This is a genomic window from Mediterraneibacter butyricigenes (genome assembly GCF_003574295.1).
Lineage (GTDB): Bacteria > Bacillota > Clostridia > Lachnospirales > Lachnospiraceae > Mediterraneibacter_A > Mediterraneibacter_A butyricigenes.
In genome coordinates, this window is record NZ_BHGK01000001.1 from 37,147 (window position 1) to 63,281 (window position 26,135).

General features: G+C 40.7%; 31 protein-coding genes. 16 read left to right on the top strand and 15 right to left on the bottom strand.

Annotated features, from left to right (window positions below):
• Nucleotide 1: 1 nt before the first annotated feature.
• Genes KGMB01110_RS00175 through KGMB01110_RS00200 form a run of 6 tightly spaced genes read left to right on the top strand, consistent with a single transcriptional unit; the run spans nucleotide 2 to nucleotide 4,155 of the window.
• Entirely contained in the window at nucleotides 2-640 is a 639-nt protein-coding gene (locus KGMB01110_RS00175) for a septum site-determining protein MinC (RefSeq protein ID WP_117602235.1), read from the top strand.
• Between the two features lie 19 nt (nucleotides 641-659).
• Entirely contained in the window at nucleotides 660-1,451 is a 792-nt protein-coding gene (gene minD, locus KGMB01110_RS00180; RefSeq protein ID WP_117602234.1) for a septum site-determining protein MinD, read from the top strand.
• A 9-nt stretch (nucleotides 1,452-1,460) separates the two neighbouring features.
• Entirely contained in the window at nucleotides 1,461-1,670 is a 210-nt protein-coding gene (locus tag KGMB01110_RS00185; RefSeq protein ID WP_117602233.1) for a cell division topological specificity factor MinE, read from the top strand.
• A gap of 11 nt (nucleotides 1,671-1,681) precedes the next feature.
• A complete protein-coding gene (locus KGMB01110_RS00190) occupies nucleotides 1,682-2,797 on the top strand; it encodes an FtsW/RodA/SpoVE family cell cycle protein (protein WP_117602580.1) in 1,116 nt (371 codons plus the stop codon).
• 10 nt (nucleotides 2,798-2,807) lie between these two features.
• A complete protein-coding gene (locus KGMB01110_RS00195; protein WP_117602232.1) occupies nucleotides 2,808-3,203 on the top strand; it encodes a methylglyoxal synthase in 396 nt (131 codons plus the stop codon).
• 31 nt (nucleotides 3,204-3,234) lie between these two features.
• Nucleotides 3,235-4,155: a D-alanyl-D-alanine carboxypeptidase family protein gene (locus KGMB01110_RS00200; protein WP_117602579.1), complete on the top strand. Its 921-nt coding sequence runs from the start codon at nucleotides 3,235-3,237 to the stop codon at nucleotides 4,153-4,155.
• A 91-nt stretch (nucleotides 4,156-4,246) separates the two neighbouring features.
• Here KGMB01110_RS00200 and KGMB01110_RS00205 read toward each other — a convergent pair whose 3' ends face one another.
• Nucleotides 4,247-4,450 carry a DUF378 domain-containing protein gene (locus tag KGMB01110_RS00205; protein ID WP_117602231.1) on the bottom strand — a complete coding sequence of 68 codons (204 nt, stop codon included), beginning with the start codon at nucleotides 4,448-4,450 and terminating at the stop codon, nucleotides 4,247-4,249.
• Between the two features lie 113 nt (nucleotides 4,451-4,563).
• Between KGMB01110_RS00205 and KGMB01110_RS00210 the strand changes: the two genes are divergently transcribed.
• The 8 genes from KGMB01110_RS00210 (at nucleotide 4,564) to dtd (ending at nucleotide 10,997) form a co-directional block, all read left to right on the top strand.
• Nucleotides 4,564-5,961 carry an HlyD family efflux transporter periplasmic adaptor subunit gene (locus KGMB01110_RS00210; RefSeq protein WP_117602230.1) on the top strand — a complete coding sequence of 466 codons (1,398 nt, stop codon included), beginning with the start codon at nucleotides 4,564-4,566 and terminating at the stop codon, nucleotides 5,959-5,961.
• 111 nt (nucleotides 5,962-6,072) lie between these two features.
• On the top strand, nucleotides 6,073-6,765 hold the full coding sequence (locus KGMB01110_RS00215; RefSeq protein ID WP_117602229.1) for a YggS family pyridoxal phosphate-dependent enzyme: 693 nt from the start codon (nucleotides 6,073-6,075) through the stop codon (nucleotides 6,763-6,765).
• A 48-nt stretch (nucleotides 6,766-6,813) separates the two neighbouring features.
• Entirely contained in the window at nucleotides 6,814-7,359 is a 546-nt protein-coding gene (locus tag KGMB01110_RS00220) for a cell division protein SepF (protein WP_117602228.1), read from the top strand.
• A gap of 7 nt (nucleotides 7,360-7,366) precedes the next feature.
• On the top strand, nucleotides 7,367-8,125 hold the full coding sequence (locus KGMB01110_RS00225; protein WP_117888505.1) for a YlmH family RNA-binding protein: 759 nt from the start codon (nucleotides 7,367-7,369) through the stop codon (nucleotides 8,123-8,125).
• Between the two features lie 110 nt (nucleotides 8,126-8,235).
• The gene (gene lspA / locus KGMB01110_RS00230; protein WP_119297255.1) at nucleotides 8,236-8,766 is read left to right on the top strand and encodes a signal peptidase II; all 531 of its coding nucleotides are present in this window, start codon (nucleotides 8,236-8,238) and stop codon (nucleotides 8,764-8,766) included.
• Between the two features lie 63 nt (nucleotides 8,767-8,829).
• A complete protein-coding gene (locus KGMB01110_RS00235; protein WP_119297256.1) occupies nucleotides 8,830-9,759 on the top strand; it encodes an RluA family pseudouridine synthase in 930 nt (309 codons plus the stop codon).
• An 89-nt stretch (nucleotides 9,760-9,848) separates the two neighbouring features.
• Nucleotides 9,849-10,496 (top strand): cytidylate kinase-like family protein, encoded by a 648-nt coding sequence (locus KGMB01110_RS00240; protein ID WP_119297257.1) that lies wholly within the window; start codon nucleotides 9,849-9,851, stop codon nucleotides 10,494-10,496.
• A gap of 54 nt (nucleotides 10,497-10,550) precedes the next feature.
• On the top strand, nucleotides 10,551-10,997 hold the full coding sequence (gene dtd / locus KGMB01110_RS00245; RefSeq protein ID WP_117888312.1) for a D-aminoacyl-tRNA deacylase: 447 nt from the start codon (nucleotides 10,551-10,553) through the stop codon (nucleotides 10,995-10,997).
• A 2-nt stretch (nucleotides 10,998-10,999) separates the two neighbouring features.
• On the opposite strand, the gene KGMB01110_RS00250 is transcribed toward dtd, so the two are convergent.
• Together KGMB01110_RS00250 and KGMB01110_RS00255 are read right to left on the bottom strand one after the other, a co-directional pair.
• Complete coding sequence (locus KGMB01110_RS00250) at nucleotides 11,000-12,064, bottom strand: tyrosine-type recombinase/integrase (RefSeq protein ID WP_117602223.1); 1,065 nt, start codon at nucleotides 12,062-12,064, stop codon at nucleotides 11,000-11,002.
• A 439-nt stretch (nucleotides 12,065-12,503) separates the two neighbouring features.
• Entirely contained in the window at nucleotides 12,504-12,836 is a 333-nt protein-coding gene (locus KGMB01110_RS00255; protein ID WP_158555666.1) for a LysM peptidoglycan-binding domain-containing protein, read from the bottom strand.
• Nucleotides 12,837-13,099: 263 nt separating this feature from the next.
• Here KGMB01110_RS00255 and lexA point away from each other — a divergent pair, with 263 nt between their 5' ends.
• Both lexA and KGMB01110_RS00265 read left to right on the top strand, forming a co-directional pair.
• A complete protein-coding gene (lexA, locus tag KGMB01110_RS00260) occupies nucleotides 13,100-13,717 on the top strand; it encodes a transcriptional repressor LexA (protein WP_117602221.1) in 618 nt (205 codons plus the stop codon).
• Between the two features lie 116 nt (nucleotides 13,718-13,833).
• Nucleotides 13,834-15,174 (top strand): butyryl-CoA:acetate CoA-transferase, encoded by a 1,341-nt coding sequence (locus KGMB01110_RS00265; RefSeq protein ID WP_119297258.1) that lies wholly within the window; start codon nucleotides 13,834-13,836, stop codon nucleotides 15,172-15,174.
• 268 nt (nucleotides 15,175-15,442) lie between these two features.
• Here KGMB01110_RS00265 and KGMB01110_RS00270 read toward each other — a convergent pair whose 3' ends face one another.
• The 12 genes from KGMB01110_RS00270 to KGMB01110_RS00320 form a co-directional block, all read right to left on the bottom strand.
• Complete coding sequence (locus KGMB01110_RS00270; protein WP_136626670.1) at nucleotides 15,443-15,652, bottom strand: GNAT family N-acetyltransferase; 210 nt, start codon at nucleotides 15,650-15,652, stop codon at nucleotides 15,443-15,445.
• A gap of 70 nt (nucleotides 15,653-15,722) precedes the next feature.
• Nucleotides 15,723-16,046 carry a hypothetical protein gene (locus KGMB01110_RS14825; RefSeq protein ID WP_136626671.1) on the bottom strand — a complete coding sequence of 108 codons (324 nt, stop codon included), beginning with the start codon at nucleotides 16,044-16,046 and terminating at the stop codon, nucleotides 15,723-15,725.
• A 125-nt stretch (nucleotides 16,047-16,171) separates the two neighbouring features.
• Nucleotides 16,172-17,218 (bottom strand): electron transfer flavoprotein subunit alpha/FixB family protein, encoded by a 1,047-nt coding sequence (locus KGMB01110_RS00275; protein WP_119299004.1) that lies wholly within the window; start codon nucleotides 17,216-17,218, stop codon nucleotides 16,172-16,174.
• Between the two features lie 24 nt (nucleotides 17,219-17,242).
• Nucleotides 17,243-18,025: an electron transfer flavoprotein subunit beta/FixA family protein gene (locus KGMB01110_RS00280; protein ID WP_117602219.1), complete on the bottom strand. Its 783-nt coding sequence runs from the start codon at nucleotides 18,023-18,025 to the stop codon at nucleotides 17,243-17,245.
• A gap of 14 nt (nucleotides 18,026-18,039) precedes the next feature.
• Complete coding sequence (locus KGMB01110_RS00285) at nucleotides 18,040-19,191, bottom strand: acyl-CoA dehydrogenase (protein WP_117602218.1); 1,152 nt, start codon at nucleotides 19,189-19,191, stop codon at nucleotides 18,040-18,042.
• 36 nt (nucleotides 19,192-19,227) lie between these two features.
• Nucleotides 19,228-20,067 (bottom strand): 3-hydroxybutyryl-CoA dehydrogenase, encoded by an 840-nt coding sequence (locus KGMB01110_RS00290; RefSeq protein WP_117602217.1) that lies wholly within the window; start codon nucleotides 20,065-20,067, stop codon nucleotides 19,228-19,230.
• Nucleotides 20,068-20,141: 74 nt separating this feature from the next.
• Nucleotides 20,142-20,918, bottom strand: a complete 777-nt coding sequence (locus tag KGMB01110_RS00295) for an enoyl-CoA hydratase-related protein (RefSeq protein ID WP_117602216.1) — start codon at nucleotides 20,916-20,918, stop codon at nucleotides 20,142-20,144.
• Nucleotides 20,919-20,993: 75 nt separating this feature from the next.
• Nucleotides 20,994-22,175: an acetyl-CoA C-acetyltransferase gene (locus KGMB01110_RS00300; protein WP_117602215.1), complete on the bottom strand. Its 1,182-nt coding sequence runs from the start codon at nucleotides 22,173-22,175 to the stop codon at nucleotides 20,994-20,996.
• Nucleotides 22,176-22,940: 765 nt separating this feature from the next.
• Nucleotides 22,941-23,573 (bottom strand): cytidylate kinase-like family protein, encoded by a 633-nt coding sequence (locus KGMB01110_RS00305; RefSeq protein ID WP_117602214.1) that lies wholly within the window; start codon nucleotides 23,571-23,573, stop codon nucleotides 22,941-22,943.
• Nucleotides 23,574-23,584: 11 nt separating this feature from the next.
• Entirely contained in the window at nucleotides 23,585-24,295 is a 711-nt protein-coding gene (locus KGMB01110_RS00310; RefSeq protein WP_117602213.1) for an ABC transporter ATP-binding protein, read from the bottom strand.
• Nucleotides 24,296-24,310: 15 nt separating this feature from the next.
• Nucleotides 24,311-25,072 carry an ABC transporter ATP-binding protein gene (locus KGMB01110_RS00315; RefSeq protein ID WP_117602212.1) on the bottom strand — a complete coding sequence of 254 codons (762 nt, stop codon included), beginning with the start codon at nucleotides 25,070-25,072 and terminating at the stop codon, nucleotides 24,311-24,313.
• Between the two features lie 2 nt (nucleotides 25,073-25,074).
• Entirely contained in the window at nucleotides 25,075-26,121 is a 1,047-nt protein-coding gene (locus KGMB01110_RS00320) for a branched-chain amino acid ABC transporter permease (protein WP_243112603.1), read from the bottom strand.
• Nucleotides 26,122-26,135 lie beyond the last annotated feature (14 nt).

The following is a 26,135-nucleotide window of genomic DNA, read 5'->3' on the forward strand; positions in this document are numbered from 1 at the left end:
TATGTTAGTAACTGTAAAAACCAATAAATATTGTCTTGAAATCCATATGAGTCCGGATGCGCCCTTTTCACAGATCCTGGAAGAGCTTCACAGCAAATTTCTGGATTCTGCCAAATTTTTCGGAAAGGCAAAGATGGCTCTGGCAATTTTCGGACAGACACTGACCTATGAGCAGACGGCTCAGATCCTGGAAATGATCACCGAGCTGACTCAGATCGAGATCATCTGTGTCTTGGATTATGATGAGGAAAATGAACCATATTGGCGTACGTTGCTGGAGCAGGCTCAGGAGCGCTTGATCCAGCAACGTGGACTGATCCACAAAGGATCTCTGGAAAATCATCAGGTTCTTCAGTCGGAATCGGACCTGGTAGTTCTGGGAAATGTAGAACCCGGAGCCAGAGTGGAGTCTGCCGGTAATATTGTGATCGTTGGCGGACTTTACGGTTCAGCGCATGCCGGAATGGGCGGAGATCATTCTGCGTTTATCTCAGCGATCACCATGCGTCCGAAGAAAATGCTGATCGGAAAGATTGAAGCAAGGATCCCGCATGTTTATCAGGAAGATTCTTCCATACAGGGACCAAAGATTGCAGTAGTAGATGGTCATCGCATTTATATAGATCCGTTGATCGAATAAATATCTCAGGAGGCATACAATGAGTGAAGTAATCGTAATTACATCAGGAAAAGGCGGCGTTGGAAAGACAACGACGACAGCGAACATCGGAGCAGGACTTGCTGTTCTGGGGAAAAAAATTCTCGTGATCGACACAGATCTTGGCCTCAGGAATCTGGATGTAGTTATGGGACTGGAAAACCGTATCATTTACAATCTGGTGGATGTGATCGAAGGAAGCTGCCGATTAAAGCAGGCACTGATCAGAGACAGCCGTTTTGCATCGCTGTATCTTCTTCCTTCCGCGCAGACAAAAGATAAATCCGCCGTCTCACCGGAGCAGATGCGAAAGCTTGTTGATGAGATACGCGAAGATTATGATTATATTCTGATTGACTGTCCTGCCGGAATCGAACAGGGATTCAAAAACGCGATTTCTGCTGCAGATTCAGCCATTGTCGTAACAACCCCCGAAGTATCAGCAATCCGTGACGCAGATCGGATCATTGGCCTTCTGGAAACCCAGGGAATCCGCTCTGTACGACTTCTGATCAACAAACTTCGGATCGATATGGTACGTCGTGGAGATATGATGTCCGTAGAAGATGTGACCGAGATCCTGGCAGTAGATCTTGTCGGGGTCGTTCCGGATGATGAGCAGGTTGTCATTGCAACCAATCAGGGCGAAATCCTTTCCAGAGAGCAGGGGCTGGCAGGCGCTGCCTATGATAATATCTGCCACAGGATCTGCGGAGAAGAAATTCCGATTCCGGATTATACAAAATCTGAGGGAATCCTTGCCAGAATGTCTCATTTGTTCAAAAGAAATTAGAGGCAGATCATGAGTACACCTTCCGTTACAATCGCAAAAAAACGTCTGAAATCTCTGATTGTTTCAGATCGAATGGAATGTACTTCGGATATGATTGATAATTTTACAAAAGATCTGTATCTGACGGTTTCGAAATACATAGAAGTTTCACCTGAGAAATTTCAGATCAGGATTCAACGTTCAGAAATACAGATTACATTTACAGGAGAAGACTTTTGAGAAAAAAACTTTTGTATTTATTTAAACGCTACAAACTAAAAGATTATAAATTCAGTCTGGTTGCGCTGGTAACCCTGATCTCCATTCTTGGAGTGCTGGTGGTCGGAAGCGCCAATCAGTCTTTACAGGGAAGGCAGGCTTTCGGTGTGGTTGTCGGTCTGATCATCATGGTGATCGTGTCATTGATCGACTATCAATGGGTACTGAATTTATACTGGATCTTATATATTGTGAATATCCTTCTTCTGGTTGCGGTTCTTTTATTCGGAGTCGAAGTAAACGGTGCACAGCGTTGGCTGAACCTGGGATTTACCAGATTCCAGCCTTCTGATCTTACCAAGATCATAACAATTTTGTTTTATGCCAAATTTCTGATGGACCGCGAACACAAGATCAACCAGAAAAAAACGATCATACAGGCGATTGCATTGATGGTTCCGACCCTGATCCTGATTTATAAGGAACCAAATCTTTCTAATACCATCTGTCTGGCATTATTGTTCTGTATTATTATGTATCTTGGCGGTCTGAGTTATCGTTTTATCGGAACGGTTCTCGCGATCATTCTTCCGGTTGCTATTATATTTCTGAGTATCGTGGTACAGCCCAATCAGAAGCTTTTACGCGGATATCAGCAGGATCGTATCCTGGCGTGGCTGGAGCCAGAAAAGTATGCGACAGAAACGGCCTATCAACAGTTGAATTCGGTGATGGCAATCGGTTCCGGACAATTGACAGGAAAGGGACTAAATAATAACACCACAACTTCTGTAAAAAACGGAAATTTCCTGTCAGAACCCGAAACTGACTTTATTTTCGCAATAATTGGTGAAGAATTAGGATTTGTGGGTTGTTGTATCGTCATTCTTTTGTTATTATTAATAGTGATTGAATGTATCCTGATCGGACAAAAAGCAAAGGACACCGGAGGGCGACTCATCTGCGGAGGAGTAGCCGCACTGATCGGAACTCAGAGTTTTATCAACGTCAGTGTGGCAACCATGATCTTTCCGAATACCGGAATTTCTCTTCCGTTTATCAGTTATGGACTGACATCAGTCGTTTGCTTTTTCATAGGAATCGGACTTGTCCTGAATGTAGGATTACAGCCAAATAAATATCAATGAGGAGGTCGCGATGAACATCGGATTAATTGCACATAATGCAAAAAAGAAGTTGATGCAGAATTTCTGTATAGCATACCGCGGTATTTTGAACAGACATAATTTATATGCAACAGACACGACAGGCAGACTTATTGAAGAAGTAACAAATCTCAATATCCATAAGTATCTGGCCGGCCACCTGGGAGGAAAACAACAACTGATCTCTCAGATTGAAAATAATCAGATCGATCTTCTGATATTTTTCAGAGATCCTCTGACGCCGAATTCAAGAGAACCGGATGCCAATGATATCACAAGAGCCTGTGATGCATACAATATTCCAATGGCCACAAACGTTGCAACAGCAGAAGCACTGATTCTGGCGCTTGACAGAGGAGATTTAGACTGGCGTGAATTATATAAATAAATTTCTTACAGGTCTGTTATTGTGCTCTTTTATGATTTCAATAACAGGATGTACTCAGACAATGGAATCCTGTTACGTCTCTGATTATGAAGAATCAACATATAATCATTCTCTCTATCAAGAGGAGTTATTTGCGAAAGATCTTTGTGTAACAGCTGGCAATATTTCATTAGAGAATTATCCGGTGGATACTTCTCTTCATGCTGCCGGACTTTTTAATCTGAGTGATCACCAGGTATTATATGCACAAAATTTGTTTACAAAATTATTTCCGGCCAGCACAACAAAAATTTTAACAGCATATGTAGCATTAAAATATGGAAATTTAGATGATATGGTTACTGTCAGCGAAAATGCAATTGCACTTCCAGCTGACGCCAGCGTCTGCAAGCTTCAAGCAGGAGATCAAATTTCACTTCGAGATTTATTATATGGCTTGCTTCTTCAGTCTGGAAATGATGCAGCAATCGCAATCGCTGAGCATATCAGTGGCAGCGTTGAATCTTTTGCATCTTTGATGAATCAAGAGGCAAAAGATTTAGGTGCAACACGTTCTAATTTTGTAAATCCACATGGCCTGGAGGATCCGAATCATTATACGACGGCTTATGATCTTTATTTGATTTTCCAGGCAGACATAGCCAGTCAAACTTTTCGTGATATAATCTCTCAGGCTGCCTATACCTGTAATGTGACAGGTTCTTCTGGTGTGCGCACCCTTACCTGGACGTCAACCAATTATTATGCTCAGGGAAAAGCTGCTGCACCTGCCGGTGTACATGTGATTGGAGGAAAGACCGGCACTACAGATGAAGCGGGATCATGTGTTATTTTATATGAAGAAGCAGATAATGGAAAATCCTATATTTCCATAGTGATGGGAGCGCAAAACAAAGATGTTCTTTATGCGGATACGACGAATTTGCTTCAATATGGCATCATTGGAAATTAACAAAAAAAGCGTTATAACTCAGAGTCTATACTCCCGGTTATAACGCTGTTTCTTTTGAGTGTGCTTAAATGGAACACTGGCTTATGACTTTTTATTCCTGCATGGAACCAATCCGGCCATACAGACTGATCAGATATAAGCCACACAGGCCGACAATGGTATAAATGATCCGGGATAACCAGCTCATATTTCCAAACAGAAAAGCTACAAGATCAAAACGGAAAATTCCGATCAGAAGCCAGTTTACCGCACCGATGATTACCAGTGTCAATGAGGTATTATCAAACCACTTCATGTAAGTTCCTCCTTTAAATTTGGAATTATACTTTTAGTTTTGCCAGGAAAGCTGGAAATATACGGCTTCTGATGTTATACTGGAAAAAATATTTGGAACAGGATGAATGAATTTTGAAACAGAAAAAAATATCTTCAGGAAATATAAAAAAATTTAAAAGCAAACGTGAATTTAATATAGGAATGATATTGTTCGCTCTTGTTTTTCTATACATGATCGTTACGGTGTTCCTTTATTTTACCTCAAAGAAAGTATCGATCTATGAAGTACGGAAAGGCAGTATTGTAAAGGATAATTCCTACACCGGTCTGATCCTTCGCGAAGAAGTTGTCGTTCCGGCAGAAAAAAGCGGATATTTGACGTACTTCATTACAGATGGAAGTAAAGTAAAAAAGGACATGAATCTTCTTACAATTTCCTCTAAAAAGCTTACAACAGAGGCTACCTCATCAGAAGATACATCTATTTCAAGTGGTTCCTGGAATTCTGTACTCTTAAATGTTCAGAATTTCAGTGATAATTTTACATCTTCGGATTTTTCCTCTGTGTATTCCATGAAAACCGAGATCAATACAGAGTTACAAAACGTCAATAATCAGACAATGACCGCGCAGTTGGACCAGATTCTTTCTTCTGGTTCCGGCGGAGATATTCAAGTATACTCTGCACCACAGGATGGTATCATTTCTTCTCATATTGATGGCTTCGAAAAGATCACCATTGATAATTTCAAGACGACAAGTCTTGCAAAAGCAGACTTAAATACAACAGAACATCAGAGTGGAGAGAAAATCACGGCAAAAGATCCGGCCTACAAACTGATCACAAGTGAAGACTGGTCTCTTCTGGTGGAACTCGATAAGAATACCTATAAGTCTTTGAAAGATACTACGTCGATTAAAACCAAGATTGATAAGGACAATGAAACCTTATGGGCGGATCTTTCCTTACTGACAAAGGATGGAAAATATTTTGCCTGTCTGACTTATAATACATCTATGATCCGGTATGTGGATGACAGATATCTGGATGTGGAATTGATCACTGAGGACAAAAGTGGTCTGAAAATCCCCAAAACTTCGGTTGTGGAAAAAGAATATTATGAAGTTCCTTCGGAGTATCTGGAGCAGGGCGGCAACAGCAGTTCACAGGGAGTTCTGGTACAGACTTCATCCAGATCCGGCAATGCAGCGGCAGAATTTCAGGAAGTCGGAACCTGCTATTTCTCGGATTCTAAGGATACCTGTTATATCGATACCTCTCTCTTTAAGGAAGGAACTGTTCTGGTAAAACCGGAATCTCAGGATACTATGACACTGGGCAAGACAAAGAAACTGAAGGGGACCTATAATATCAACAAGGGTTATACCATCTTCAAACGGATTGAGATTCTTTGTGAAAGTGATGAATATTATATCATCAACAGTTCCACGGCTTCAGGGCTTACCAATTATGACCACATTGTGCTGGACGGAAGTTCTGTGAAAGAAAATGAAATAATTTTCCAATAGCAGCGGACACCCGGCAAGATAAAAAAGAAAACCGTTTCGTGAACTGATAAAAAAAGGACAGAAATAAATAAAAAAATAACAGAAAAACGACAGGAGAGGAGCTCGTTAAAAATGGTAGCTGAAAATTTAAAATTAGTAGAAGAGAAGATTCAGGCAGCATGTGACAAAGTCGGACGCAGCAGAGAAGATGTGACATTGATCGCTGTCAGCAAGACAAAACCGGTATCCATGCTTCAGGAAGCCTATGATCAGGGAATCCGTGTCTTTGGTGAAAATAAAGTACAGGAACTGGTAGATAAATATGAAGTGATGCCAAAAGATATCAAATGGCATATGATCGGACATTTGCAGCGAAACAAAGTAAAATACATTGTCGATAAAGTGGAGATGATCCATTCTGTTGATTCTATTCGTCTAGCTGAAACCATCGAAAAAGAAGCGGCAAAGAAAAATTGCATCGTAAATATTACTGTAGAAGTCAATGTAGCTCAGGAAGACACCAAATTTGGCCTGAAAACAGAGGAAGTTCTTCCATTTATTGAGGAAATTTCCAAATTTAAGCATATAAAAGTCTGTGGATTGATGACAATAGCGCCTTATGTGCCTGATGCAGAACAAAATCGGCCAATTTTTGCTGTTTTGAAACAATTATTGGTTGACATTGCAGCCAAAAACATTGATAATGTTAATGTGAGTATGCTTTCAATGGGAATGACGAATGATTACGAAGTTGCCATAGAAGAGGGAGCCACCATGGTACGGGTAGGAACCGGTATCTTTGGTGAGAGACAGTATGCTCATTAAAAAGTATAATAAATTATGTAGGAATACATGAGATAGGAGAGTGTAAACATGGGTGTGTTTGACAAATTTCTTGATATTATGAAATTAAATGATGACGATGATTATGATGACGATTTCGCATATGATGATGATTTCGAAGATTTAGACGAAAAACCAAAGAGAAATTTCTTCAAGAGAGAAAAAACTCCGATTGATGATGAGGATGATTTTGAATTACCGTCTGAAAAGAAAGCTTTAAAGGCCGGTGCAGGATCAAAGATTACTCCAATGCGTCAGCCGGCAGCAAGACGTAATGTGAATGCAAATATGGAAGTCTGTGTTGTAAAGCCATCTTCTGTAGAAGATTCCAGAGAGATTACAGAGACATTGCTTGACGGACGTACTGTAATCCTGAATCTGGAGGGTCTGGATCTTGAAATTGCACAGCGCATTATTGATTTTACATCAGGTGCTACTTTCGCAATCAGCGGAAACCTTCAGAAGATTTCTAATTATATCTTCCTTGTAACACCTACCAATGTTGATATTTCCGGTGATCTTCAGGATCTGCTGGGCAATAATATGGACATGCCTTCTGTTCGGAACCGTTATTAGTCTTATGATGTCAAAAGAAGAACAGCAGTTTATCCATCGCTTGATCGAACTTTCAGGCAAAGCATATCAAAGAGGAATTGTTACATACTCAGATTTTTTGGATTTAAATGAATTAAATATTTTATATTCAATCCCCAAAGATCAACTGTATACTTCATTTCAGTTATGGGGTGGATATGATCTTTCAGAGCGTCAGATGGTAGCCTTTATCCCTGATGCTCTTTGTTGTAACTTAAATTATCCTATGATTCCTCTGGAAATCAGGGCCTCCAATCGAAAATTTGCAGAGGAACTGACACACAGAGATTATCTTGGAGCTATTTTAAATCTTGGAATTACCAGAATTAAAATCGGAGATATTCTTGTTACAGACAGTAGCAGTGCCATTGTATTTGTCCAGAAATCGATTGCTGATTATATCGGAAAAGAATTATCAAAAGTCCGTCATACAATGGTGAGTGTATCTGCTTCTTCACCGGAAGACATTTCCTACAGTCCACGTTTTGAAGAAATACGTGGAACCGTAGCTTCGCTGCGTCTTGACAGCCTTTTATCCATCGCATTTTCAGCTTCCAGAACAAAATTGACCGCTTTGATCGAAGCAGGAAGAGTTTTTGTAAATGGAAGGTTGATTACCAGCAATGGATATCAGATCAAGGAGGGGGATATCATATCCGTTCGTAAAATGGGAAAATTCAAGTACATAGAATCTCTGTCGAAAACGAAAAAGAATCGGACCTTTGTTCTGATCCATAAATATATTTAGGACTTTCTATGGGATTTATAATACAACAAGTACAAGAATGAAATAGGATAATAGATTTCGCAGATTATTATTTTAATTAAGAGATAGGACAAAAAATTCAGGAGAGAATTATGACACAGAAATCAAATCATTCAAAGTATTGGGGAGTCGCTGTTATTTTGTTGATCCTCGCAATTTTAATTGATCAGGGTACGAAGTATTTGGCTGTAACACATTTGAAAGATCAGGCGCCCTTTATTATCTGGAAAAATGTATTTCAGCTTCGTTACCTTGAAAATAACGGGGCTGCCTTTGGAATTTTACAGAATAAACAGTGGTTCTTCGTCTTAGGTGCACTTATCATCACTGCATTTGTTTGCTATTTTTATCATAAACTTCCATTTACAAGACGATACCTTCCGTTACGGGTCTGTATGGTCCTGCTTGTTTCCGGAGCACTTGGAAATGTAATCGATCGTGTGATGCATCGGTATGTTGTGGATTTCTTTTATTTTGAATGGATAGATTTCCCGATTTTCAATGTAGCGGATATTTACGTGGTGGTATCCTGTATCTTATTCCTGTTACTGATTTTCTTTTATTACAAAGAAGAGGATTTTGCTTTCTTAACCGAACAGGAACAAAAGAATGACAACACATAACATCAGATAAGACTATAACAGTAACTATGGTAAGGTTTAGAATTTAATATATATCAGAAGACTATGAATGTGAAAGAAACAGAATCTGAATTTTTATATTTTACAGAAGTGAATCCGGGGCTTAGAATCGACAAATATCTTTCTGAGCAAATGACATCTTATTCCAGAAGTCATATTCAGAAGCTTTTAAAAGATCAGTGCGTACAAGTCAATAACCTTCCTGTAAAGGTAAATTACAAGCTTAGAACAGGGGATCATATAAAAGTATGTCTGCCGGAACCGGAAACACTGAATGTGGAACCGGAAAATATTCCTTTGGATATTCTTTATGAAGACCAGGATCTACTTGTTGTGAACAAACCGAAAGGCATGGTCGTTCATCCGGCAGCCGGACATTACAGCGGTACGCTGGTAAATGCACTTATGTATCATTGCAAAGACCAGCTTTCCGGAATTAATGGTATTTTAAGACCGGGCATCGTACATCGGATTGACATGGATACCACAGGGACGTTGGTTGTCTGTAAAAATGATATTTCCCACCAGTCGCTGGCGGAGCAGTTAAAAGAACATTCCATTACAAGACGCTATCGTGCAATCGTTCATGGAAGATTAAAAGAAGACGGCACAGTCAATGCGCCAATAGGACGTCATCCTACCGACCGTAAAAAAATGAGTATCCATGCAAAAAACGGAAAACCGGCAATTACTCATTATCGAATCCTGAAGCAATATAAAGAGTATACCTATATAGAATGTCAGTTGGAGACCGGACGAACGCATCAGATTCGTGTTCATATGGCGAGCATCGGACATCCTTTGCTTGGAGATCAGATTTATGGACCTTCTAAAGTACCTTATAAAAATCTTCAGGGGCAAACCCTGCATGCAATGATCCTGGGTTTTCTTCACCCCACAACACAGAAATACATGGAATTTGAAGCTCCTTTACCGGAGTATTTTCAACATCTTTTGGATGTTTTGCCTGAATAAGAATGGTTATTCAGGCTTATTTTTGTTGACTTCAACCAAAGAAATCATTATAATAAAGTATATATTTTTTAACAAGGAGCGTGATTGTTATGGCAGAAAAAATAAACAGCATCATTACGATAGGACGCCAGTACGGAAGTGCAGGACGAGAGATAGGTTATAAACTTGCTGATTATTTCGGAATAAAACTTTATGATAAAGAGATGCTTGCAGTTGCAGCGAAAGAGAGCGGTATCTGTGAAGAAATCTTTGAGACACATGATGAAAAACCAACCAGCAGTTTCTTATATTCTCTGATTATGGATACTTATTCCATGGGCTTTTCAGGCAGTACTTATTCTGAAATGCCGATCAATCACAAAGTCTTTCTGGCTCAGTTTGATGCTATAAAAAAGATTGCAGATGATGGTCCCTGTATTCTGGTTGGACGTTGCGCAGACTATGCTCTGGAAGAACGCAAAGATGTAATCAATATATTTATCCATGCGGATCTGGATGCCAGAATCCGCCGTATTGCACGCGAGTATGATCTGACTGATGCAAAAGCGAAAGATAAGATTATCAAGACCGATAAGAAGAGAGCAAGCTATTATAATTATTATACCAACAAAAAGTGGTCTGACAGCAGCAGCTACGAATTAAGTATTAGCAGCTCTGAACTCGGAGTTGATGGAGCTGTACAGGCAATTATCGAATACATTAAGGTGAAAGAATCTCTCAAAAATACGAGGCTCTAGGCATATATCAATACTATGCGAATTTTAATTTTAGTGTGAAAGGATATAAGATATATGAGATTTGTGATCCAACGGGTAAATGAAGCTTCTGTAACTGTAAATGAAGAGGTGATCGGCTCCATTCAGAAAGGGTATATGGTGCTGATTGGGATCTCCGAGACGGATACACAGGAGACAGCAGATAAATTAGTACGCAAAATGATTGGGCTTCGAATTTTTGAAGATGAAAATGGAAAAACAAACCTGTCGCTTGCGGATGTGAGAGGATCTTTACTCCTGATTTCTCAGTTTACCCTGTATGCAAATTGTAAAAAAGGAAATCGTCCCAGTTTTATAGAAGCAGGGAATCCCGAGAAAGCAGAAGCGTTGTATCAGTATATCATCGAAGAATGTAAAAAGAAGGTACCAATCGTCGAAACCGGAAGTTTTGGTGCAGAGATGTATGTAAGTCTTGTTAATCACGGCCCATTTACAATCCTTCTGGATTCTGAGACATTGTAGTTTTACTTTTCTCTCAATTGGACGGCATTGGCTGCTTTTCGTCTGCGGTCTTCATCGATCGCAGCGTAATGTTTCTTGGTGGTATTCACATCATTATGGCCGAGAACATCCGCTACAAGGTAGATATCGCCCGTTTCCCGGTACAAGGCGGTGCCATAGGTACTTCTGAGCTTATGGGGAGTGATTTTCTTATTTGGGGCAATCTGACGGGCGTATTTCTTTACCATATTCTCCACAGACTGAACGCCCATTCGTTTATGCTGTGTAGAAAGGAAGAGTGCATTTTCGTTGCCGGGAAGTGTTACTGCATGTTCCCGGTCCATCTCCATATACCGAAGAAGGGCATCAGCGACTTCATCACCAAAATATACCGTCATTTGCTTACCACCTTTTCGGGTAATTCGAATCCCGTGATTCTTATAATCTACATCCTGTAAATCCAGACCTACACATTCTGATACACGGATTCCAGTGCCAAGCAGAAGAGTTAAGATAGCAAGATCACGGTACTTGGTTTTTTCATAATATACCTTCTTTTGGCCTGTCAGTTGATCCCCACAATTCTCTACGAAATCAAGAAGCTTTACAACTTCATCTGTATCCAGACGTATAATTTCCTTATCGTGTAATTTAGGCATTTCAACCAGCAACGTCGGATTGGTCTGAATGATCTGATGCTTATAATAATATAGATAAAAGCTGCGCAGAGCAGACATTTTACGTGCCAGACCAACCTCGCTGTTTACAATCTGACGTTCTTCATCATTTTTATAGACCTTCAGATATTCCATATATTCTTCGATATCCATCGGATCGATCTTATCTAAATCATTCGGACGAAACTGATCCATCGTATAATCATGGTATACTGGATTGTTCTCGATTAAAAACCGAAAAAAGACACGAATATCGTATGCATAGGAAATCCTCGTTTTCGCAGAAGTACGTGGCTCAATTGCACGAAAATAGTCTTTTGCAAAAGGTGGTAACGTATTGAGGATTTCACGCAGTCTTAAGGTATAATCAATATAAACCTGTTCCTGATATGTTTTTGTGTTTCCAGACATAAATGGTAACTCCTTATATATAAATTCATATTTTATTTGCCATATTATTTTGCTGTATTATTTCTCTTTGAGATATTGTAATATGCCATAGTAAAAACCGTGTTTTCATGTTGATTATATCAAATTCCTGTTTTTCTGTCTATATCTTTTGGAAAAATCGGTATTTGTCGTATAGATCTATATATCCTTCTATAATATATAATCTTTATTTTTAAATTATATTTTTTAATTTCGATCCCGTTCTACTAATGTTATTTTTCGTCTATAGCAATTAGAAGAACTTTATAGTCTTTTTATTATTTAGTAAAGGAAAGGCAATATATCTTCCATTTTGAAAATACATTGCCCATGGGTGAGTTTATATCTATACATAAACTATCATGTAGAGATATCGATATAATTAAAAAAACTGATAATAATAGCTAACTCATTGTATCAGTTAATCTATGTAATAGATCATTAAATGTTCATTTGCCTGAAGTTCATCGGAATCCAAATTATTCAGTTCTCTCAGTGAGTCTATATATGTATTGATGGAGTCACATTCCTCAGGCATATATGTCTTGGCGATACTCCATAAAGAATCACCCGGTTCGATTAAAATACTCTTATAACAGATCGTCTGATCGTCCGTTGGCTCATAAGCGGACACCTGTGATTTATTGAAATATCCGATCATACAAATCATAACCGCAGAAATAAACAAGGTTACAAAAAATCTTCTGTGAAATCTTCCGGCTGCTCTTCTCTCATTACGATATGTCTGTTTCATAATATAATACCTCCCCATCAACTTAATGAAACGAAATGAATGAAATAAGATCTTCATTTAAAATCAGATTCATTTTATACTCTTGTAGTTTACCTCGAATACGAACGTGCGTTCTTGCTTATATGAGTATTATATCTTCAGAACGTATGTTTGTCAATAGAAAATCGAACATATTTTCGTAAACAAATGTTTGCTTTTTATAATGCCCTATGATAAAATAAAAGAAACATTTATGATTGAATAATGAGGAAGGAAACAAGATTATGAGTAACGGTAAGATTACGCCAAAGCAACAGGAAATTCTTGAATATATCAAGTCGCAGATTCTGACACGGGGATTTCCGCCTGCCGTTCGGGAAATATGTGATGCAGTTCATTTGAAGTCAACTTCTTCTGTCCACTCACATCTCGAGACTCTGGAAAAGAACGGATATATTCACCGTGATCCGACGAAGCCACGTGCGATCGAGATTCTGGATGATACTTTTAATCTTACCAGACGTGAGATGGTTAATGTCCCTGTAATCGGAAGGGTTGCTGCCGGTGAGCCTATACTTGCCCAACAAAACATTGAGGAGTATTTTCCTCTTCCTGCATCTATGCTTCCGAATAAACAGACCTATATTCTCGAAGTAAAAGGTGAAAGTATGATAAATGCAGGAATTTTAAGTGGGGATTATGTCCTTGTACAGGAAGAACGTACTGCTTCTAACGGAGATATGGTCGTCGCTCTGATTGAGGATGGAGCTACTGTCAAAACCTTTTATCGTGAAGAAGGTGTCATCCGTCTTCAGCCGGAAAACGATTTTATGGATCCTATTATTTTGAAAGATGTCACGATCCTCGGTAAAGTAATCGGCGTTATGAGATTCTTCAAATAATCACGATTTTCTCTGGGTTTCTATTGTAATCTTCCTCTATTAGTGCTAATATTAGAAAGGAAAAGTTGTTAAATAATTAACTATATTATTTTTATATTTAAGGGAGGTACTACAACATGGATTTCACACAGGAATACAAGCAAAAGCTTGTAACAGCTGATGAAGCTGTTAAGACAGTTCGTTCCGGAGACTGGGTTGACTACGGCTGGTGTACAAATACTGCTGAAAGTCTGGACAAGGCTCTTGCAAAACGGACAGATGAATTAACAGATGTGAATGTACGAGGAGGTATTCTTTTTAAACTTCCTGCTATTTTTGAACGTGAGGACGCCGGTGAACACTTCACCTGGAATTCCTGGCATATGTCCGGTGTAGAGCGTCATCTGATCAACAGAGGATGCGCTTACTACGCTCCTATCCGCTACTCTGAATTGCCGCGTTATTATCGTGATTCTGCAACACCAAGCCGTGTGGCAATGTTCCAGGTAGCACCTATGGATGCACACGGATATTTCAACTTTGGTCCAAGCGCATCACACTTGGGTGCAATGTGCGAACGTGCAGAGGTTATTATTGTTGAAGTAAATGAAAATATGCCTCGTTGCCTTGGTGGTACAGAATGTGGAATCCATATTTCAGATGTTACATATATCGTAGAAGGTGAGAATCCGCCGATTGGTGAACTCGGTGCAGGCGGACCGGCAACTGATGTAGATAAAACGGTTGCTAAACTGATTGTAGACGAGATCCCTAACGGTGCATGTCTCCAGCTTGGTATCGGTGGTATGCCTAATGCTGTTGGATCTCTGATTGCAGAATCCGATCTGAAAGATCTTGGTGTTCATACAGAAATGTATGTAGATGCATTCGTAGATATCGCAAAAGCCGGAAAGATCAACGGTTCTAAGAAACAGATTGATCGTTTCAGACAGACATATGCATTCGGTGCAGGAACTAAGAAAATGTATGACTATATGGATGATAATCCGGAACTGATGAGTGCACCGGTTGACTATACCAATGATATTCGCAGCATCAGTGCCATCGACAATTTCATTTCCATTAATAATGCGGTAGACCTTGACCTCTTCGGACAGGTTAATGCTGAAACAGCAGGAATCAAACATATCAGTGGTGCAGGCGGACAGTTAGACTTCGTACTCGGTGCTTATCTTTCAAATGGTGGTAAGAGCTTTATCTGCTGCTCTTCTACTTTTAAGACAAAAGACGGTCAGTTGAAATCCCGTATTCTGCCAACCCTGAATCCAGGTTCTGTAGTAACAGATACACGTGCGAACATTCATTATCTTGTTACAGAATATGGTAAGGTTAACTTAAAAGGTCTTTCTACCTGGCAGAAAGCAGAAGCGATCATCTCAGTTGCTCATCCGGATTTCCGCGATGAACTGATCAAAGAAGCTGAGAAGATGCATATCTGGAGAAGAAGTAATAAATAGAGTAATAGATGACTCTTAAAGGGTTTCCGAATATAATATTACTCTGAGTGTATTTGGATTACGTTACAGGAGCTTGCATGGAATCTTAAGATTCATGCAAGCTCCTGTTTTTGATCTACATTATGCATTCCTTTTGCAGAAGAATCAAAAAGATTCAATGCTCCTTTTTTGTTGTTATTCCAATTCATATTTTCCCTTAGCGTAAAAATAGAAAAGTTTTTTTGCAAAAGTAGATCCATGTTTTGTCTGTAATTTTTTCGCAATTTCATTATCTTTTGAAATCATATGGAATCATATTATTTTTCATCATCTGATCAGCAATAAATAATTGCATTCTGCTGGCAATATTTTGCCTTCTTAAATCCGGAGCAACATACTCAACCCCTAAAGATCCATCCTTATGAATTCCGGCATATGCCTTAATTTCTTTTCCATCATCAAGTACCCACATCTGTTTTTGATTTATTCTGCTTAACAATTGTTTATGACCTGAACGGATATATGTTTTTTCGATATAGGGGAGATCTTTTATCGTCGCTAATCTTATTTCACTTTTGTCTACCCCTGAAGTTTTTTTGCACTAATCCAATAATAAAATCCTCATGATAGGTAAGAATGTTAACTTTGTTATTTTCATTCTCTACATAAGGTAACAGCAGATCGCCTAATTCCTGTTCTGTCATATTATGAGGAATGTGCCCCATAATGGAGAGCCACGGTTGAAATGTATAATCTTCTGCTATGTAAAAATCTACTGCTTCATATATTATAGATAATCGATGATTTACTGCTGCATAATAAGCACGTTTCCAATATTTTGATTTATTTATTTCATATACACATAGTATAATTCTATTTTGTGAACTCTTCAATCAAAAGGTATGCAGATCAACTTTCAGCAGAAAAACTTGCAAAATTCCGGCTATTTTTGTTTAATAGAAAAGAAGCCAATACACAAAAGTGTATGGCCTCTTTTCTTATAGAGAAAACTAACAAATTATTTCTTAGCAGCGACTGCAGCTTTAATCTGTTCTGTCAGCTGAGGAAGGATCTTATTCAGGTCTCCTACGATACCGTAATCAGCAACTTCGAAGATCGGTGCTGTCTCATCTTTGTTGATCGCAATGATCAGATCAGACTCTTCCATACCAGCTACATGCTGGATTGCTCCGGAAATACCGATTGCAAAGTATACCTGAGGACGAACAGTCTTACCAGTCTGTCCAACCTGAAGATCTTTCGGCTTCCAGCCATTATCTACAACTGCACGTGAGCAGCTTACTTCTCCGCCGATTGCTTCTGCAAGATCTTCCAGAAGTTTGAAGTTCTCCGGGCTTCCAACACCACGTCCACCAGATACAAGGATCTTAGCGTCCATGATATCAACTGTCTCGGATACAGATTTTACAATATCAATGATCTCAACGTACTTGTTATCCGGTGTAAATCCTGGATTGTACTCGATCACTTCTGCCTTAGCTCCATCGATCTTGTCGATCTTCTGCATAACACCAGGACGAACAGTTGCCATCTGCGGACGGTTGTCCGGGCAAGCAATTGTTGCGATTGTGTTACCACCGAAAGCCGGACGAGTCATCAGCAACTGATTGTGCTTCTGCTCTTTTCCTGGCATTGGGTTCAGAGGGAAGTCACCAATTTCAAGCTGAGTACAGTCAGCAGTCAGACCTGTTGCAACTCGTGCAGACACTCTAGGTCCAAGGTCACGACCGATTGCTGTTGCACCAACCAGCATAATTTCCGGTTTGTATTCATTAATTACAGATGCCAGTGCATGTGTGTATGGCTCAGTTCTGTAATCCTTCAGTTCTGGATCATCTACAACGATAACTTTGTCAGCGCCATATGCTGCCAGTTCGTCTGCCAGTCCTTTTACATCAGATCCGATCAGAACAGCTGTAACATCTGTTTTCAGATCACTTGCAAGATCTTTTGCCTTTCCAAGCAGTTCAAATGCGATTCCGCTTAAGGTACCATCTACCTGCTGTGCATAGACGTATACGCCCTTATATTCTTCTAAATTCATCATATTCACCACTTTTCCTTTATACTAAATGATATGTTTCTCTGTCAATTTGCCCATGATGTAAGCAACGGACTCTTCCGGATCCAAAGTTACAACTTCTCCAGCACCTTTACGTACTTTATCAGAAGCTTTTGCAATCTTTGTAGGAGATCCTGCAAGACCGATGTTTGCATCGTCAAGCTCTGTCAGATCTGCTCTGCCCCATGTTGTAATCTCAGCATCAACTGCATCAAAGATTCCGCCCGGAGTCATATAACGAGGTTCATTTAATTCAGAAAGAGCAGTGATCAGGCATGGCATCTTAGCTTTCAGTACATGATATCTGTCCTCAAACTGACGCTCTACTACTACACTATCTCCATCAATTTTGATATCCTGAGCATAGGAAATTACAGGAATATCCAGATGTTCAGAAATCTGCGGTCCAACCTGAGCGGTATCTCCATCGATTGCCTGACGTCCTGTGATAATCAGATCGTAATCCAATTTCTTCAGTGCTGCAGCAATTGTGGAAGATGTAGCCCATGTATCAGCTCCACCAAGAACTCTGTCTGTAACCAGGATTCCCTTGTCAGCGCCCATAGCAAGTGCTTCACGAAGAACGTCTGTTGCCTTCGGGAGTCCCATTGTAAGTACAGTAACTTCTGCACCATATTCATCTTTCAGTCTCAGAGCAGCTTCCAGTCCGGCTTTGTCATCCGGGTTCATGATTGCAAGCATTGCTCCTCTGTTAAGTGTACCATCCGGGTTGAACTGAACTCCACCCTTTGTATCCGGCACCTGTTTTACACAAACAACTATCTTCACGATTCTGTACCTCCCTATTTCAATAAATTACCAGAAATTACCATACGCTGAACTTCTGAAGTTCCTTCGTAGATTTCTGTAATCTTGGCATCACGCATCATACGCTCTACTTCATACTCACGGATATATCCGTATCCACCATGAAGCTGAACAGCCTTTGTTGTAACATCCATTGCAACCTGAGCTGCGAACAGTTTTGCCTTAGCAGCTTCTACGCTGTATACCTTCTGAGTTTCTTTTGCCTTAGCAGCTTTGTAAACCAGAAGCTGTGCAGCCTCTACAGAAGTAGCCATCTCAGCCAACTGGAACTGAGTATTCTGGAACTGTGCGATAGAACGTCCAAACTGTTTTCTTTCTTTTACATATTCAACAGTTCTGTCTAATGCACCCTCTGCGATACCAAGTGCCTGAGCTGCGATACCGATACGTCCACCATCCAGTGTATGCATTGCGATACCAAATCCTTTGCCCTTTGCACCAAGGATATTTTCTTTCGGGATTCTGCAATCTGTGAAGATCAATTCATATGTAGAAGAACCACGGATACCCATCTTCTTTTCTTTTGTACCGAATGTGAATCCTGGTGTTCCCTTTTCTACGATAAATGCAGAAATTTCTTTCTGTTTTCTACCGCGTTTTTCTACAACACCAGTAACAGCGATGATAATATATACGTCAGCTTCCTTACCATTTGTGATGAAGCACTTGGATCCGTTCAGTACCCACTCATCCCCATCTAAAACAGCTTTTGTCTGCTGTCCCTGAGCATCTGTTCCAGCTCCAGGCTCTGTCAGACCGAATGCTCCGAGTTTCTTACCAGATGCAAGATCCGGAACATATTTTTTCTTCTGTTCCTCTGTACCGTATGTCATGATCGGGTCGATACAAAGAGAGGTATGTGCGGAAACGATAACTGCTGTTGTTCCACAAACCTTTGCAAGTTCCTCTACACACATAGCATATGTAAGAGGATCGCATCCCTGTCCGCCGTACTCCTTCGGTACCGGGATTCCAAGGAAACCATATTTTGCCATTTTGTCAACAATTGCTCTTGGGAATACTTCTGTTTCATCAGTTTCCTGAGCGAATGGTTTTACTTCGTTTTCGGCAAACTCTCTGAAAAGAGTTCTGGCCATTTCGTGTTTCTTGTCTAATGCGAAATCCATTTAATTTTCCTCCATTTTCTTTATTCCGACTAGCGTCTACTTGGAATAATCATAGAATCCTTTACCAGTCTTTCTTCCTAATTTACCGCCACGAACCATCTTGCGAAGCAACGGATGCGGACGATATTTAGAATCGCATGTTTCATTGTAAAGAACTTCCATAATTGCAAGGCAAACATCCAGACCAATCAGATCTCCAAGAGCCAGAGGTCCCATTGGATGGTTTGCTCCAAGTTTCATAGCAGTGTCGATACCTTCAACAGATGCCACACCATCTGCGTAGATACCAATTGCTTCATTGATCATCGGAATCAGGATTCTGTTTACTACGAATCCGGCAGCTTCTTCTACCTGTACAGGTGTCTTTCCGATTTCTTCGGAAATAGCTTTGATCTTATCTACAACTTCTTCAGGAGTATTCAGACCTGCGATAACTTCAACAAGCTTCATAACCGGAGCCGGGTTGAAGAAATGCATTCCGATAACCGGACGATCCAGACCAGCACCGATCTCTGTGATAGACAGAGAAGAAGTATTTGTTGCAAAGATACAGTCAGCTTTTGCAATATCCTGCAGTTCTTTGAATGTCTGTTTCTTGATTTCCATATTTTCGATTGCAGCTTCTACGATCAAGTCGCAGTCTGTGCAGATGTCTTTTACTCCTGTTGTGATCTTTGCAAGGATCTTGTCAGCATCTTCCTGAGCCATTTTTCCTTTTGCAATACGTTTCTCAAAGCCTTTTGCGATCTTAGCTTTTCCGTTTGCAGCAAATTCTTCATTAATATCACAAAGAACTACTTCATATCCTTCTGTCTGAGCAAATGCCTGTGCGATTCCGGATCCCATTGTTCCAGCACCAATAATACCAACTTTCATTGTAAAACCTCCTGTTTTTAACAATTGCTTTATTGATTCTTAAGAAAACAACCTATTAATGCAGACTTTAAAGCCTATTTATTAATAAAGTTTTTCTCTTTTCTCTTTTCAAGGAATGCTCCCATTCCCTCTTTCTGATCAGCTGTTTCGAAACAGTCACCAAACAGTTTTTCTTCGATCACGATAGCCTGATCCATATCTACCTGAAGACCATCATTGATTGCCTTCTTGCAGTTACGAACTGCGATCGGAGCATTCTTGCTGATTCCTGCAGCCATCTTTTCAGCAGCAGCCATCAGTTCTTCCTGTGGATATACTGCATTTACAAGTCCGAGACGATATGCCTCATCTGCCTTGATATTTCTTGCTCCATAAATCATTTCTTTTGCTTTTCCAACACCGATTGTACGTGCAAGTCTCTGTGTTCCACCAAATCCTGGTGTGATTCCAAGACCTGCTTCCGGCTGACCGAACATTGCATTCTCAGAGCAGATTCTGATGTCACAACTCATAGAAAGCTCGCATCCTCCACCCAGTGCAAATCCGTTGACAGCAGCGATTACCGGAATCGGGAATGTTTCCAGTTTACGGAAGACATCATTTCCCTTCTTACCAAATGCTTCTCCTTCTGCTTTTGTCAGATTGCTCATCTCGGCAATATCAGCACCTGCAACGAAAGATTTATCTCCAGCGCCTGTTAAGATCAGGCATCTTGTAGACTCCAGATCCACTGCATCGATGGTCTGATCCAGTTCTTCCAGAACCTGGCTGTTCAATGCATTTAAAGCCTTTGGACGGTTGATGGTGATTACACCAACAAAACCTTTCTGTTCATAACAAATGAATTCCATTTTGAAATCCTCCTTTTTGGGTTCAATCCGATTTTCCTTAAAGGGAGCACGCATTCCTGCGTGCTCTCTATGTAATTAGTCTCTTTCTACGATTGTAGAGCAGCCCATTCCGCCACCGATACAAAGTGTAGCAAGACCCTTCTTAGCATCTCTCTTCTGCATCTCATGAAGCAGAGTAACCAGGATACGGCATCCAGATGCTCCAACCGGATGTCCAAGTGCAATTGCACCACCGTTTACATTGACTTTACTCATATCGAACTCAAGGTCATGAGCAACTGCCAGAGACTGAGCTGCGAAAGCTTCGTTTGCTTCGATCAGATCCATGTCTGCAACAGACAGTCCTGTCTTAGCCATAACTTTTCTTGTAGAAGCAACCGGTCCAACACCCATGATAGATGGATCTACACCGCCAAGAGCTCCTGCAACCCATGTAGCCATTGGAGTCACACCAAGTTCTTTTGCTTTTTCTTCGCTCATAACAACGATTGCTGCTGCTCCATCGTTGATTCCGGATGCGTTACCAGCTGTAACGATACCGTCTTTCTTGAATGCCGGACGAAGTTTTCCGATTCCTTCTGCTGTAGTTCCCGGACGCGGTCCCTCATCTGTATCAACAACGATTGTCTGTTTTTTCTGTTTTACTTCAACCGGAACGATCTCATCTTTGAAACGTCCAGCTTCAATTGCTGCGCAAGCCTTCTGCTGGCTGGCTGCTGCAAACTCATCTAACTGTTCACGGGTCAGTCCCCACTGTTCTGCAACGTTCTCAGCAGTGATTCCCATGTGGTAGTCATTGAATGCATCCCAAAGAGCATCGTTTACCATGGTATCAACCATCGGAGCGTTACCCATTCTATATCCGTAACGAGCGTTCTTCAATGCGTAAGGAGCCATGGACATGTTCTCCATTCCACCTGCTACAACAATGTCTGCATCTCCTGCAAGAATCATCTGTGCTGCCATGTTTACACAGTTCAGACCTGATCCACAAACAACGTTTACTGTAACTGCCGGTGTTTCGATCGGAAGTCCAGCTTTTAAAGAAGCCTGACGAGCTACGTTCTGTCCAAGACCAGCCTGGATAACACAACCCATATACACATGATCAACCTGATCAGCCGGAACGCCTGCTCTGTTCAATGCCTCTTTGATAACGATTGAACCAAGTTCCGGTGCTGGAGTTGTACTTAAAGCTCCTCCCATTTTGCCGATTGCGGTACGACAAGCACCTGCCAAAACAACTTTCTTACTCATAATTTGCCTCGCTTTCTCTTTTAACACATTTGGTTGTTAAATATTTCACACACCATGAATTCATTATACCACGAAATTTTTCATTTACAAGTATTTTTTTCAAAAATGTGCGCTGAATTTATTTTAGCATATTTTATAAGAGATAGGAATCATTTTTTCTGAGAGTTGGTACATGTTGATGAAAGTTTTTCAAACTTTAATTTTGCGATAGGATAAAAGATATCTTTTGCCTGAAATCTGCTTATATGGTACCCTTTTTTCGGCGTTTTGTCTAATACAGGCAAATAATTATGATATAGTCGTTTTCTATATCATTTCTTTAAAAAATCCTAAATATTCTGAATATTGCACGATGGAGAAATCAATCCAAAATAGTTTTCGAGAATTATTCTCGCTCGAATTTTCTTTCTTTTTTCGGGAATTTTTCAAAATTTCAATCTCCTGAAAGTGTCAAAAAGGAAATAGAACAAAATGCGTTGATGTAAACCATTACTCTCCCGCAAAAGGTTGCAACGGGAACCGCTTACGCTTGCCTTCGCCCCATAGAGAGATCCCTTTCGAGCGGCGCCCGCGCTCGCTCTCAGAAAGTACCGGGGCTTCGGATGTTCCCTTATGCATTCCTTTTGCGGGAGTTAAAGTTAATTCCTATAATTCCCATATGAAGTTTGATTTTTCCCAAAAAGGTTCGATGAACTTTCTTATCCCCTCAAAATATAAAAATGGCATGGGAAATGATTTCCCATGCCAAATATAATCTCAAACCTCTTAAATTTCTTCTCCGAATCTGATCTTTGTATAAGAGCAGATCTCGTCCACACATCGTTCAAATCCAAGTTTTCCGCTGTCCAGACACAGATCGTAGTTTCTGGCATCATACCATTCATGACCTGTATGATACCGGTAAAAATCTCCACGGAATTTATCGGTCTTTTCGATATATCTTGCCATCTCTCTTTCAGACATGCTGTGACGTTCCATGGATCGATCCAGACAGAACTTCGGATCTGCATGAATAAATACACGGATCAGATTTTCATGATCCTTCAGGATATAATCGGCACATCTTCCGATGATTACGCAGGATTCTTTTTCTGCCAGTTCTTTGATGATCTTTGCCTGATAATTAAACAGGTTATCATCCTTGATAAAATCTTTGTCTTCCGGAGCAAGAAGTTCCCCGTCATAGGGACGGCTCAGGGTCTTAAACCAGGGAGCTTTCCTGAGTTTTTCATCCGACATGCCAAACAATTTTTCATTGATTCCGCTGTCTTCTGACGCCATACGTAAGATCTGGCTGCTGTAACAGTTGATACCAAGTTTTTTTGCCAGCATTGCAGCTATGGTTTTTCCGCCGCTTCCATACTGTCTTGCAATTGTGATTACAACATGTTTCTCCATGAGATCCCCTCCTATTCTCCCAGATAAGCTTTTTTCACGGAAGTATCATTCAGAAGTTCCGTTGCATTTCCTGACATGGTAATATTACCGGTTTCCAGTACATAAGCCCGGTCTGCGATAGCGAGTGCTTTCTTCGCATTCTGCTCCACCAGAAGTACGGTGGTTCCGCTCTCACTGACAGCCTGGATAATATCAAAAATCTCATTGACCAGGATCGGAGAAAGACCCATGGAAGGCTCATCCATCAGAATAATCTTTGGCTTTGACATCAGCGCACGGCCCATAGCCAGCATCTGCTGCTCTCCACCACTCAAAGTACCGGCCATCTGTTTTTTACGTTCTTCAAGACGCGGGAAACGCTTATATACATTTTCCAGATTCTCTTCGATCTCATCTTTATTTTTTCTGGTATAGGCACCCATTTTCAGATTTTCATAGACACTCAGCTCTGCAAAAACACGGCGTCCTTCCGGAACATGTGCCATTCCCATAGTCACAATCTTGTGAGCAGGAACTTTCGTAATATCCTGTCCTTCAAAAATGACAGAACCATGCTTCGGATGAAGCAGCCCTGTAACTGTATGCAGAATTGTGGTCTTTCCGGCTCCGTTGGCTCCGATCAGAGCAATGACTTCGCCTTCATTTACTTCAAATGAAATCCCTTTGATTGCCTGGATCACTCCATAATAGACTTCCAGGTCTTTTACTTCAAGCATCGCCATTTTTGCTTCCTCCTATTATTCTCCAAGGTATGCCGTGATGACCTGAGGATCGTTGAGGACATCGCTGGTCTTTCCGTGCGCAAGAACCTCTCCAAAGTTCAATACCGTCAGCTCTTCGCAGATTCCGCTTACAAGTTTCATATCATGTTCGATCAGCAGGATTGTCATATGAAAATGGTCTCTTACAAACCGGATCATATCCATCAGTTCTCCTGTCTCGTTCGGGTTCATACCTGCCGCCGGTTCATCCAGAAGAAGAAGCTTCGGATCCGTTGCCAGTGCTCTTGCGATCTCCAACTTACGCTGCTGACCGTATGGAAGATTTGCTGCCTGATAAGAAGCAAACTGTTCCAACTCAAAGACTTTCAGAAGTTCCATTGCCTTCTCATTCATTTCTTTTTCAACTTTTCGGTATTTCGGAAGTCGCAGAATTCCCTCGATCGCCATATATGGATGGTGATTATGAAGTCCTACTTTTACATTATCCAATACGCTCATCTGTTTGAATAGACGGATATTCTGAAAGGTTCTGGCAATGCCTGCCTGATTGATATCAATAATCTTCTTTCCGGTAATATCTTCTCCATCCAGAAGGACTTTTCCGGTATCCGGTTTATAGACTCCGGTCAGAAGATTGAAGACGGTAGTCTTTCCGGCTCCGTTTGGTCCGATCAGTCCATAAAGCTGTTCCTTTTCGATGGTAATGTCAAATCCGTTTACCGCACGAAGACCACCAAATGAAATCCCCAGATTTTTTACATCCAATAATGTGCTCATGTCTATTCCGCCTCCTTTTTCTTCTTTCCGAAACGGAAATATTTTTCACGAAATTCAATGGATTTCGGAGCCCAGTTGAATAACATCATCCCGATCAGGACGATGGCATAGATCAGCATACGATAATCAGACAGACCACGCAGCATCTCCGGAAGCATGGTCAGAATAACAGCTGCGATCATGGAACCGCGAACGCTTCCGATTCCGCCGAGAACCACAAATACCAGGATGTTGATAGACATATTGTAACCGAAATTGTTGGTATTGGCAGTCAAGGTAGACAGATTATGTGCGTAAAGTACACCGGCCGCACCCGCCATGGCAGAAGAAATGGTAAATGCCATCAGTTTATATTTAGTAACATTGATGCCGACAGATTCTGCTGCGATCCGGTTGTCACGGATTGCCATGATTGCACGTCCATCTCTGGACTGAATCAGATTTAGAACAATAAACAGGGTAATCATGACCAGAATAAATCCGATTAAAAACGTGGAATCTTTCGGTGCTCCGGTAATTCCCTGAGGTCCGTTTAATACAACCAGACCATCCGGATCCATATTCAGGCTCATTACGTCCTTTGTTGAGAAATGAAATCCTTTTGAGTCTTTGCCGATGTAAAGGGCATTGACCAGATTCTTAATGATCTCTCCAAACGCCAATGTCACAATCGCAAGATAATCGCCTTTCAGTCGAAGAACAGGAATTCCGATCAAAATTCCGAAAATTGCAGCCACTACGATTCCAATCAGCAATGCACATAAGAATCGAACTGTAGGGGAAGTTATGGTGTCTCGCATACATTTTGAGAAAAAGGCACTGCTAAAGGCACCCACACACATAAAACCGGCATGACCGAGACTGAGTTCTCCCAAAATTCCAACGACCAGATTCAGGGACACTGCCAGAATCACATAAGTACAAAGTGGAACAAGAAGTCCCTGCATCAGACTGGAAATGCTTCCGCTTCCGATCAGGATCTGCATAAGGATGAATGCTCCGATTGCAATCGCGTATGTGATCAGATTATTTTTTGCTGTTTTATTCATTGTCTTTTTCATCC

Coding starts and splice junctions, on each gene's coding strand:
- KGMB01110_RS00175 (WP_117602235.1), top strand. CDS start 2: ATGTTAGTAACTGTAAAAACCAATAAATATTGTCTTGAAATCCATATG.
- minD (WP_117602234.1), top strand. CDS start 660: ATGAGTGAAGTAATCGTAATTACATCAGGAAAAGGCGGCGTTGGAAAG.
- KGMB01110_RS00185 (WP_117602233.1), top strand. CDS start 1,461: ATGAGTACACCTTCCGTTACAATCGCAAAAAAACGTCTGAAATCTCTG.
- KGMB01110_RS00195 (WP_117602232.1), top strand. CDS start 2,808: ATGAACATCGGATTAATTGCACATAATGCAAAAAAGAAGTTGATGCAG.
- KGMB01110_RS00200 (WP_117602579.1), top strand. CDS start 3,235: ATGATTTCAATAACAGGATGTACTCAGACAATGGAATCCTGTTACGTC.
- KGMB01110_RS00205 (WP_117602231.1), bottom strand. CDS start 4,450: ATGAAGTGGTTTGATAATACCTCATTGACACTGGTAATCATCGGTGCG.
- KGMB01110_RS00215 (WP_117602229.1), top strand. CDS start 6,073: ATGGTAGCTGAAAATTTAAAATTAGTAGAAGAGAAGATTCAGGCAGCA.
- KGMB01110_RS00220 (WP_117602228.1), top strand. CDS start 6,814: ATGGGTGTGTTTGACAAATTTCTTGATATTATGAAATTAAATGATGAC.
- KGMB01110_RS00225 (WP_117888505.1), top strand. CDS start 7,367: ATGTCAAAAGAAGAACAGCAGTTTATCCATCGCTTGATCGAACTTTCA.
- lspA (WP_119297255.1), top strand. CDS start 8,236: ATGACACAGAAATCAAATCATTCAAAGTATTGGGGAGTCGCTGTTATT.
- KGMB01110_RS00235 (WP_119297256.1), top strand. CDS start 8,830: ATGAATGTGAAAGAAACAGAATCTGAATTTTTATATTTTACAGAAGTG.
- KGMB01110_RS00240 (WP_119297257.1), top strand. CDS start 9,849: ATGGCAGAAAAAATAAACAGCATCATTACGATAGGACGCCAGTACGGA.
- dtd (WP_117888312.1), top strand. CDS start 10,551: ATGAGATTTGTGATCCAACGGGTAAATGAAGCTTCTGTAACTGTAAAT.
- KGMB01110_RS00250 (WP_117602223.1), bottom strand. CDS start 12,064: ATGTCTGGAAACACAAAAACATATCAGGAACAGGTTTATATTGATTAT.
- KGMB01110_RS00255 (WP_158555666.1), bottom strand. CDS start 12,836: ATGAAACAGACATATCGTAATGAGAGAAGAGCAGCCGGAAGATTTCAC.
- lexA (WP_117602221.1), top strand. CDS start 13,100: ATGAGTAACGGTAAGATTACGCCAAAGCAACAGGAAATTCTTGAATAT.
- KGMB01110_RS00265 (WP_119297258.1), top strand. CDS start 13,834: ATGGATTTCACACAGGAATACAAGCAAAAGCTTGTAACAGCTGATGAA.
- KGMB01110_RS00275 (WP_119299004.1), bottom strand. CDS start 17,218: ATGAATTTAGAAGAATATAAGGGCGTATACGTCTATGCACAGCAGGTA.
- KGMB01110_RS00285 (WP_117602218.1), bottom strand. CDS start 19,191: ATGGATTTCGCATTAGACAAGAAACACGAAATGGCCAGAACTCTTTTC.
- KGMB01110_RS00290 (WP_117602217.1), bottom strand. CDS start 20,067: ATGAAAGTTGGTATTATTGGTGCTGGAACAATGGGATCCGGAATCGCA.
- KGMB01110_RS00295 (WP_117602216.1), bottom strand. CDS start 20,918: ATGGAATTCATTTGTTATGAACAGAAAGGTTTTGTTGGTGTAATCACC.
- KGMB01110_RS00300 (WP_117602215.1), bottom strand. CDS start 22,175: ATGAGTAAGAAAGTTGTTTTGGCAGGTGCTTGTCGTACCGCAATCGGC.
- KGMB01110_RS00305 (WP_117602214.1), bottom strand. CDS start 23,573: ATGGAGAAACATGTTGTAATCACAATTGCAAGACAGTATGGAAGCGGC.
- KGMB01110_RS00310 (WP_117602213.1), bottom strand. CDS start 24,295: ATGGCGATGCTTGAAGTAAAAGACCTGGAAGTCTATTATGGAGTGATC.
- KGMB01110_RS00315 (WP_117602212.1), bottom strand. CDS start 25,072: ATGAGCACATTATTGGATGTAAAAAATCTGGGGATTTCATTTGGTGGT.
- KGMB01110_RS00320 (WP_243112603.1), bottom strand. CDS start 26,121: ATGAATAAAACAGCAAAAAATAATCTGATCACATACGCGATTGCAATC.